6 protein-coding genes are annotated in these 9,543 nt (G+C 65.6%); 1 reads left to right on the top strand and 5 read right to left on the bottom strand.

All coding sequences use genetic code 11. The features are described 5' to 3' along the window. Positions 1 to 126 precede the first annotated feature (126 nt). The gene (locus tag DQW77_RS15730) at positions 127 to 1,344 is read left to right on the top strand and encodes an ATP-dependent helicase (RefSeq protein WP_113259176.1); all 1,218 of its coding nucleotides are present in this window, start codon (positions 127 to 129) and stop codon (positions 1,342 to 1,344) included. Between the two features lie 451 nt (positions 1,345 to 1,795). Here the strand turns inward: DQW77_RS15730 and DQW77_RS15725 are convergent, their stop codons facing one another. The 5 genes from DQW77_RS15725 to DQW77_RS15705 all read right to left on the bottom strand — a co-directional run bounded on the left by DQW77_RS15725 (position 1,796) and on the right by DQW77_RS15705 (position 9,206). Continuing rightward, positions 1,796 to 2,866: an AAA family ATPase gene (locus tag DQW77_RS15725; RefSeq protein ID WP_113259175.1), complete on the bottom strand. Its 1,071-nt coding sequence runs from the start codon at positions 2,864 to 2,866 to the stop codon at positions 1,796 to 1,798. 497 nt (positions 2,867 to 3,363) lie between these two features. Next, the gene (locus DQW77_RS15720) at positions 3,364 to 5,199 is read right to left on the bottom strand and encodes a TniQ family protein (RefSeq protein ID WP_113259174.1); all 1,836 of its coding nucleotides are present in this window, start codon (positions 5,197 to 5,199) and stop codon (positions 3,364 to 3,366) included. After that, a complete protein-coding gene (locus tag DQW77_RS15715) occupies positions 5,196 to 6,179 on the bottom strand; it encodes a TniB family NTP-binding protein (RefSeq protein ID WP_113259173.1) in 984 nt (327 codons plus the stop codon). The genes DQW77_RS15720 and DQW77_RS15715 overlap by 4 nt, the downstream gene beginning before the upstream one ends. A gap of 2 nt (positions 6,180 to 6,181) precedes the next feature. Next, on the bottom strand, positions 6,182 to 8,344 hold the full coding sequence (locus tag DQW77_RS15710) for a Mu transposase C-terminal domain-containing protein (RefSeq protein ID WP_113259172.1): 2,163 nt from the start codon (positions 8,342 to 8,344) through the stop codon (positions 6,182 to 6,184). A 97-nt stretch (positions 8,345 to 8,441) separates the two neighbouring features. Further along, positions 8,442 to 9,206 (bottom strand): hypothetical protein, encoded by a 765-nt coding sequence (locus DQW77_RS15705; RefSeq protein WP_181711304.1) that lies wholly within the window; start codon positions 9,204 to 9,206, stop codon positions 8,442 to 8,444. Between the last annotated feature and the right edge of the window lie 337 nt (positions 9,207 to 9,543).

Genomic DNA, 9,543 nt, shown 5'->3' with positions numbered 1-9,543 from the left:
GCAGGATCCCGACAATCTGTTCTTCGGTGAAGCGTGATTTGCGCATCGTCTGTTCTCCTCGTCGCTTTGAACGTTACGAGAACAAACTCTACTTTTGAATGGCCCGGTTTTGCGGGGGCAGGTCATGTGGTTCAAGCCCTCGGTGAGCATTGCCGGTTGGTTGCCCTGGCTGATCCGGAACAACGCATCTATGATTTTCAGGGAGCTGACCCAGAGCGTCTCGATCACTTTCGAGATGCGTTCGCGCCAACTGAAATTGACCTCAGCGACGACAATCATCGAAGTGCCGGAACGGAGATTGCGCTGTTTGGAAATGAGATATTGCGCGGTAGGTTTACGCAGGAAAAGTATGTTGGCATTTGCCGTTTAGGCTATCCACCAAACGGCGACCAAGCCTTCACAGAGCTCGTTACCCGCGTTTACAAGGCACGCGAGCGCTTGGTGAAGAGCGGCAAGAAGGATTGGTCGCTAGCTATCCTAGTGCCAACTAAAAAGATGACCCGTCTTGTCGCCGACAAGCTTCGGGAGCCACCTGCGGGCATGACACCTGTACCGCACTCCGCTGTTGTTGAGCTCGAAGGTGCCATTCTGGGGGCGGAGCTTGTTGCTTTCCTGTTGCAGCCCCCGTCAGGCGATCAAGATATCGCCCGATTACTCGACCTTCTCTGCAACTATTTCCAGGGGAGAGGTGGTGATGATCCGGGACAGGGCGATCTTCAAACAGCGCAGAAGTTCCGCGAGGCGCATGCTGATTACGTCAAACGGCTGGCGGAAGGCAAAGCCATCCGCGGGAACAGTATTCTTGTAAAAACATTTGACACTTACGAGCAGGCGCGAGCTCTTGGCCTAACCGGTGATCCTGACGTGGATTGGCGCGCAATGCGCGCCCTGCTTGAAAATGGGGAATGTTCACGGCTACATGGGCTTGCTCAAGAAGTGAGAAACTTGCGGTTGCTGGATCGAGGTACACAGCTTCGCCAGGGGTTAGCGGAAGACTGGAGGCAAAACGGCGCCTACATCAACGCGCTGTTGATTGTGCAGCAGGCGTTCGTTCAAGAGCACTTTGCGACAAGCCAGAAGCCCGAAACCGGCGTCATTGTGATGAATATGCACAAGGCCAAGGGTAAGCAATTTGATGAAGTAATTATCTTTGAGGGGTGGCCGCGAATTGCGAAGGGCAAGATTGTCGCAAATTTGGATCGCATCGTGCGCTCCAATGATCCCGAATACGATGGCGATCAAGCGCGACAGAATTTTCGGGTCAGCGTGACGCGTGGGAAGTCTCGAACGACGATCCTCACGCCGAAAAATAACCCCTGCATTCTGTTATTCGATCAAGAATAATGTTTGCACTTCGTTTCGGAGTTTAAAAAGGCGTATGTGTTTTGCTGCAACCTGTTGCGGCACAGTCGAAATGGTTATTGATATCGGCTCGATCATGTATCCATCAGGGACTTTTCGTTCGCGACTTTGCAGGACCACTGTACGCTTTCTTGACCTTCACTCTTGATCGGATGCTGCAAGGTTCACGAATGGCCGGTCTCGCGAAGCTGCGCTGCGGCGTCGGCATGACCGGTGAGTGGCCGATAAGGGCCGAGCGCGTCTCGGGAGGCGACCATGTTTTGCAAGGCCGCCGCGTCACCTCACGCGCAGAGCTGACGGTCGACCAAGCAGCAGGGAGGAAGGGATTATTTCGCTCCCTTCGCCACAACACAGCCGCCATGCGATTGGGATGAAGGTGAGCCGGAAGCCCGTATTTCCAGACGTCCCCGCCCACCCGGCGGCTTACTTCCCCTCAATTCAACACCGGCCGCCGCTCCAGCTGCTCGGCCCGGTCGAGCATCCGCTGGACCACGCGCAGGCTCAGGGCGTCGGCGCGGTCGCGGTGTTGCTGCAGGGTCTCGATGATCGCGTCCTGTGCCGGGGTGGTCAGGCCGCGGGCCGCGCCCTCGCGCTGCGCGAAGCCGATAAGGTCCGACAGGGTCAGCGGCGGCAGCACCAGCGGTGGGCATCGGCTCAGGAGCGGTTCGGGCAGGCCCCTGCGGCTGTTCGCGGTCATGATCCAGCCGATCCCGGACATGTCGAATGGCACGCGGTAGAACGGGCATTCCCAGCGGGCCGCCGAGACAGGCTCCATCAGCGCGAGCAGCGCCTCGGTCAAGTTGTGGCGGTTGCCGCCGGTATCGCGCACGACCCCCGCTTTCTCGACTTCGTCGACGACCACGATGGGGTTCAGAACGCGGTGGTTCAGGATCGTGTCCAGCGGCTTTCCAGCGCCCGCGTTTCCCCAACCGCGCTGCGCGCCGGCGATCACGAAGCTCGCCGCCTCCGCCGCCGCGTCGACCAGCGTGGTCGGCACGCCGAGCGCAGCGGCCAGGGCGCGTGACCAATGGCTTTTGCCGATCCCCGGCGGACCGACCAGGAGCATCGGCGGCAAGCGGAAGACCGGCGCGCCCTCCTGCGCACAGCGGCGCATCGCGTGCCAGGCAACCTCGGTCGCCGGGGCCATCCAGGGCATTCGGGCGTGGATGTCGGCGGCGATCTCGTCGGCCCGCGCCTCGATCTCGACGGTCATCGCGCGGACCCCGTCCGTGATCGCCGCGAGTCGCTGCTTTTCTTCACGCTTCAGGTGAGCGGTGCCCGAGGCCGCGCGGGCGCGCTCGACATAGGCCTGCGCACGCGCATGGAAGCGAGCCACATCGTCATCGGTGATTGCGTCCATCGCGCGGTGGAACGCCTCGATGTCCGACTCGGAGAATGGGTGGCCGCGCAGGCGCATGAGGTGCCGGCGCAACCGGGCCGAGACGTCTGCGACATCGGGGATGTCTTTGTCGAGCCGGGTGAGAAGGAAGGGCAGCTTGGGCATGAGGGGAGTCCTTTCTGGCTCGGCGCGCGGCAAGCGCCGCTACGCCGCCCTGCCGGAGGCGCAGGCCGCGGCAGGCGTGTTGGAAGAAAAGACCCCGGGTGTCTTGGGGCTATCCGTGCGTCGGAAGCGCGCTCCCGGTCAAGGGAGGCGCCGGGCCGGGACGGTGTGTCCTGGGACGTCACGGGCCGCCAGACACTAGATCCGGTAAGCCGTTGTTTTACCTATATTTTCTAAAATTCAGGGACGCCGATGGACACGAATGCCGTGTCATAATGGACAAAAACCCCCATAAATGGTCATTTTTTGGTGGGTCCTACACACACTGTTTGTCGGACACCTGAATTATTGTCCATTCGCCCCTTCATAAGTCATTGTTTTTATTGAATCGGCCCTCACAGGCGGCGGCCGTTCTGACCATGAAACACAGCATTGTTGACCATCGATTTCTACAAAAAAATGCCGCCCGAGGGCGGCATGGTCAACAGGTTAGGATGGGTTCAGACGGTCAGGGCCTCCGGCAGGTCCGACCGCCGGTAAATCGTCGCCCCGATTCTGCGGGGATCGAAGATCGGCGGAACGCGGTGTTCCTTGATGATCCGATCGACCGTCCCCGATTTCAGGCCGGTTTCGAGAGACAGGCGTTTCTTGATCGCGAAGGTTCGGCGGAACGCGGCCATCGCTTCCGGCCTGACCCACGGGTCCGCCCCCTGCCCGTCCGACTGCAGCAGCGGCGCGCCGTCGCCGTCCGCGATGAGCCGGCGCCCGGCCGTGGGTGACACCCCGAGCATCATGAACGCGAGCGAGGCGCGCATGCCGGGGCGCGGCGTCTCGACCAGGCGCTTGATTTCCGTCGGATCGACGATGATCGCCGTGAAGCCACCCGTGTTTTGCAGCCGGCGGGCCCGCGTCAGGTGCCCTGCGAACAGAAGCTCGAGGATCCGGGTGAGACGCAGGCGCGTCTTTTCGGCCGCCTTGGCCAACGGGACGAGCTGATCGGAGGGTACCTCGACCGGCATGACGTCGCGCTCGAGCCGCACGCGCAGGGCCTCGATATCGGCCCCTTCGACCGCCTTGCCCCATTTGCTGACCAGCAGCGCCTGATCTTGGATCCTCCGCAGAAGCCCGAGGTCCAGCAAGGCGGCCACCAGCGGGCGCGATGCACCGAGAACCTCAGGCAGCTGGGTGACGGGGACCGCGTTTTTCAGGCGGTGGACGACGGGATCGACCTCGGCATGGCGCACGATGATATGGCCGCAGGGATCATGCTGCCGGCTGACCGGCACCACGCCCTTGGCGACCAGGATGTTGCGCAGCGTGAGCGGATGCAGCCCCTCGGCGGCCGCGACGCTTGCAACGGTGCCGACCTGCGGCTCGGTGACCGGCGTGCCCAGAACGACATGCCCGCGGGTCACCGGGACGGTGTCGAGGATGTGCGCGCGCAGGATGTCCCGGATGGGCCCGGGATCCCGGGCGAGCCGGCTGGCCGAGAGCCAGCTGAACAGCATGCCGTAACATCCGCGCGGGCGCGCGATGCCGCGGCTGCGCGGGCCCGTCTCCATCAGCTCGGACAAGGCCGCGCGGATCGCCGTCTCGCCCCCGGCGGTGACATCCCAGCCCGCGCGCCCGGCGGCATCCCACATCTGCCCGGTCATCTCGGCGGCCTTGCGGTCCGGCCCGAAGGTGAGGACAGCGCCGAGCATCTCGGTCGCCCGCACGGCCTGCTCGATCCCCTGCGCATCAAGCCAGTCCGGCCCGGAGCGCCCCGCGAGACGGTCCAGCACCCAGTCCTGCAGGGGCGATGGCGCACGCTGCGCCTGCGCCGCCGCCAAGCTGTCGAGCGCCGCTTCATCCCGCGGCACGATCACCTGCAGTTCGTGGGCGATGTCGTCCCACGTGCCGCTGCGCGCCTCGACGAGGGCAAGCCCGTGACGCGCGCAGGTCCGCACCGGCGCAAGACGCCATGCGATCCTGTGCCGAAGCCCCGCGCCGGGCCGCGGCTCCGACGCGCGGTCCTCTTTCACGCAAAGCGGGCAATACCGGGTCACCGGACCGGTGGTGAACGCCACCGAGATATCCTCATCCCGCAGGTGATACCGGCGCTTGCCGGTGGCCGCGATGGTATTGCGCAGAACAGGTGCGGGGTCCTGCCCCGCGATCTCGCACAGCCGCAGAACCGTGTCCCGCTCGCCGGAGGCCAGCGCGGACAGGCGCAGGTCGAAATCGTTCAGGAACGGGGCGAGGCGCCCGCCGGTGTGGAAGGCCGCCTGCCGGGCCGCCCAGGACAGCGGGGTCTCGTCCGATGCGAACGGCAGGACTGGAAACAGAGGTCTCATGCCCGCGCCCTCCGGTTTGCGCCGCCACGCTTGCGCGTCGGCGCAGCCGCCTCGACCTCCTCGGCCGGATCGGGATCGATCAGCCACCACCGGTCGACCCAGAACACGTTCTCCGTGGCCGGAGCGCCCTCGGCCATGGCCCAGACCTCCGCGAAATGATCAAGCCCGAGATGGCCCTCCTCGGCGAGAAGGGCGGTTTCGATGGCGTTGATGATCATCTCGATGGCCCGGCCGAACCGGTAGCGCGACGCGTGGAACAGCCGGCCGATCACATCCCCCTCGACGGGCGAGGACAGCCCGACGCGGCTGCAGAACGCGCCGGTCAGATCGCGGAACGCCTCGCCGTCGCGCTCCACGGTCAGCGGGGACCAGCGCATCACCGAGAACCGCCGCTGGACCTGCGGATCGGTCCGGATCACGCGCCAGAGATCCTCGGTGCCCGAAAGGATCACCACGACGGCATCATCCCCCTGCATCAATGTCTTGATGGCGCGCAGGATCAGGGTGCGGTCGGCGCAGAACAGGTCATGCGCCTCGTCGAGCCAGAGCACCACGATGCCCAGCAGGCTCAGCCGCTCGCGCAGGAGCTGCCACAGGGACCAGGCTTCCATGCGCTTGGGCGTGCCGGTGTAGCCGGTCTGCTCGAGCAGGGCGAGCGTCACGCTCTTGAACGTGGCCGGGCTCGGCACCGAGCAGCTCAGATACAGCGGCTGGCCGAAGTCGCCTTCGGCCAGCCCGGTCTGTTTCGCGAGCGCGTGATCCACCAGGCAGGACTTGCCGCTGCCCGGCTCCCCGATATGCAGGATGCCGCGCGTCTCACCCGTCCGGGTGAACTTGCACGGCTCGGGGCGCAGGGCGCCCTCGGCGTCGCGCTTGAGCAGCCGCCGGAGGTGGGACGCGAATTCCGCGTCCCGTTCCGAGCCTACATACATGTTGCGCAGGGTTTCGACCTGCCGGTCAATGGCCTCGTGGTCGGGCATGATCAGTCCTCCTCGATGGTCAGGTTGGATTTCCCGGGCCGCGGACCGGTCGCACCGGCGGACGACGTCCCGGACGTGGCCGCGGCATCGTCCTCGCCGGTCACCTCCGACAGATCGGGGATGGCATGGCCCGGCTCGGCGTCGGCCTTTTGCGGCGCCTTGCGCTCGAAGAACTCGACCCCGGCGAAGTTCTTGCGCTCCGCGCGCGCCATGGCCTCCGGCGACCAGTCCTCGACGTTGATCCCCGCCGCGGCCATGCTGGCCGCGGTGCGGGCGTCGATCGCCTTGATCGCCTCGCGCACGGCCACCATGTCCACGCGGGTGGATTTCGGCGCCCCGGCCCGAACGTGACGCACGGCCGTCAGCCAGGTGCGGGCGGGAACCCCGTCGAGGCTGTCATCCACCGCCGGGATCGTGTACCACTCGGACCCGAGGCGGACGGAGATGCCCCCGATGTCCATGGGATGCCAGCGCACCTCCACCTGTTCCGGGTCGCGGCGCAGCATCCAGGTCGCCAGGACATCCGAATGGTAGCGGACGCCGAGGACGGTGATGCCGGTCTTGTCGAGCCGACGCGTATCTTGCGTGCCGAACACGAGGCGCGTGTGCTCGCTGTCGGGCGGCGGCTGGACCCCGTACTGCCTGTTCAGGCGACGCCAGCAGTCCAGCGGGGTTTCGCCCCCCAGGCTGCGGTGGGGGGTGTTGTGGTAGATGTCGACAACCCAGCGGATCAGCGCGAAGGTCAGATCGTCCACGGTCAGCGCAGCACGGTCCCGCGGGTCGGTATCCCCCTTGGTGATGATGTCCGAGAAGGTCCGCCCCGACAGGCGCGGCATCAGGTCGTTTGCGATGGTCTTGAAGACCCGTTCCACCGTTCCACGCACCTCGGGCACGCCATTCGTGGCGATTTCGAAGGCGATACCCAGGTCGGCACAGGCGTTGCGAACGGTTTGGGACTTGAAGTGCGACGCGCCGTCGGTCACCAGATGTTCGGGCAAGCCGTAAAGGTCCCACGCACTCAGGGCTCCGACCGCATCGGCCCATTTTCCCTTGTCGGAAACCACCATCTGCAGCGTACTGAGCGCCGACTCGGCGCTTGCGGCCTTGCAAAGGGTCATGCCCACGATGCAGCGCGTGGTGCAGCAGATGATAACCGAGAGGACCAGGCGGCCCTTGGAGCCATCAAGCCCCATCGCCAGTTTTTCCTCGTCGGTCAGCGTCTCGTCGAGTTCCGCCGTCTTCAAGAGCGTCATGAGATCGACGGTCCATTCGTCAGCCTCGACGCGCTCGAGCGGACGCGTGAGGTTGAGCCCGTCCGCGACCGGCCGGAACTTCTTGCGCGCCGCCGCAACCCCGTTGCGGGCGCACTCGACCTCGAACGGATCCAGGCTGTGGATCGCCCGGCGAACGGTCTCACGGCTCGGGATGACGAGCGGATCGAGGCCTTCCTCGGCGCGTTCCGCGTTGCGCTGCTGGAAAGCGAGGACCACGTTCTCGTGGATCATCTTCTGCGTCGGTTTCTCGACCGTGAGATACCCGCGCACCTCCTTCCAGAGCAGTCCGAGCGCCTCCGGCCCCATCGCGGAGCCGCGGTTGCCCCGGCGGTGCATCGCACCGGCGAGCGCCGCGAGCCCGAGCTTCTGCTTGACCTGAAGCCACCGGCGCAGGGTGCGCGTGCTCGGCGCCTTCCTCAGGTCCGCTGACACATCCGGTCTGGAGGTTCCGAGCGGGTTCAGGTTCTCCACGTACTCCAGAGCGGTCCCCATGATCAGGGTCATGTTGGCCCGGAGGCTCTCATCGGTCATCTTGATGGTGGTGCCCTCGCGGCGGAGCTTTTCCACGGCCTCGGTATAGGCGTCCTTCTTGGACACACGCGCGCGCGCCTTGTCAGGCAGGGTGGTGACCATGGATGTCTGGCCCCGCAGACGGCGCTCGCATTCCCGCGGATCGTAATAATCACGCTCGACCCGGATGCGCCGCGCGGAGGCGAGCCGGGACAGCTGCGCATGCGCGTACTGAACAGACAAGCCGGTCCCGTCATCGCGGGTGAGCACGTAGCCTTCCTCGTTGCGCGAGGTCACGCAATAGCGCGCCCCTTCGATGGTCACGCGGTCGTGCTGACCGAATGCGAAGCTCGCGTTCTGGCTGGTGAAAGAAAGTTCCATCTCGTTTCTCCTTCATGGATGGTCGTGGTGTGCGGCCCTTGCCGCACGGGGTTGAGGGGGTGGGAAAACGCCGCGGCGCGGCGTTTTCACCGGGGTGTCAGCGCGCCTCGGCCGACGGGCGCGCCGGTGCGACGGCGCCCGGCGCCGGGCCCGCATCAGGGGTCGGGTCGGCAACATCGGAGGGCGGGGTGCACGCGCGCGCCTTGAAGACCTCCGTGTCACGGTCGATCCGCGTCCGGCGGACCGGCGTGAGGTGGCCGGACCGGATGAGCCGGACGACCGCCCGAAAGCCAGCCCCGCCACGGCCCGTTTCGTCGATGAGGGCCCCGACAGTCGTCACGCCGGTAATGCGCGCCGCTGCAGCCCGGGCGGCGGCGTCGGAGTCGGGGTCCGGAACACGCACCGCCTGCAGCAGCTTCGCGTTGAAAAGCGCGACCGGATCGACATCGTGCTCGGAGAAGAGCCGCAGATCCGACAGGAACCCGGCCTCGAGGGCCTGCGCCTTGATGCGCGCGAGCTCGGCCAGATAGGCCGGCGTGACGCGCTTCATGGGACGGACCGCATACCCGATCCAGCGACCATCGGTGCGCCGAACGACGAGGTCGATGTAATGGGTCCGGCGCACCACGTCCGCGTCCCGCCATGCGAAGGCGATCTGCTCGAAGAGCGCGTCGGTCGACGGCCGGGCGGCCAGGATCAGCGCCGCCTTCATCTCGAGGTGGCTTTCGAGGCCGACCACGCGCCCCGGGCCGTCGCCCAGGACGATCTGGCCGGTGAAGTGATGCGAAGACCCGACCTGCGTGGCGCGGTCTCCGGTGCTGGGTTCGGGAAGGCGAATGCCTTCCATGTCATGGATGGACATTTTGAAAACCTCTCTGGTTGTCCGTTGCGCCGGGGCCCGGGACGTCGGGCACCGGGGAGGATCCCGGGGGCGGTGCGGCGACAGGCACAGCTGTGCCGGTCGCATCCGTCGGACGGTGCGGGGACAAGCCGGTGATCCGGACACACCCCACCCGGCCGGCCGGGCTGCAGCCGTTGCGGGATCGGGCTTGGCGGCGGAGAGGATCCTTGAAGCGGCAGGGCGGACCTGCTAGCGTCAACCTATGAAAACTGAGGTGGATACTTCCGCCACATGAGCACCCGTGCTGTTGGCGCAGCGCGGGTGTTTTACGTTTCTACATCTCGACCCTCCGTGTTTT

Source organism: Roseovarius sp. TE539, assembly GCF_003298505.1.
In the GTDB taxonomy this organism is placed as follows: Bacteria; Pseudomonadota; Alphaproteobacteria; order Rhodobacterales; family Rhodobacteraceae; genus Roseovarius.
This window is presented reverse-complemented; position numbering and strand designations above follow the sequence as displayed.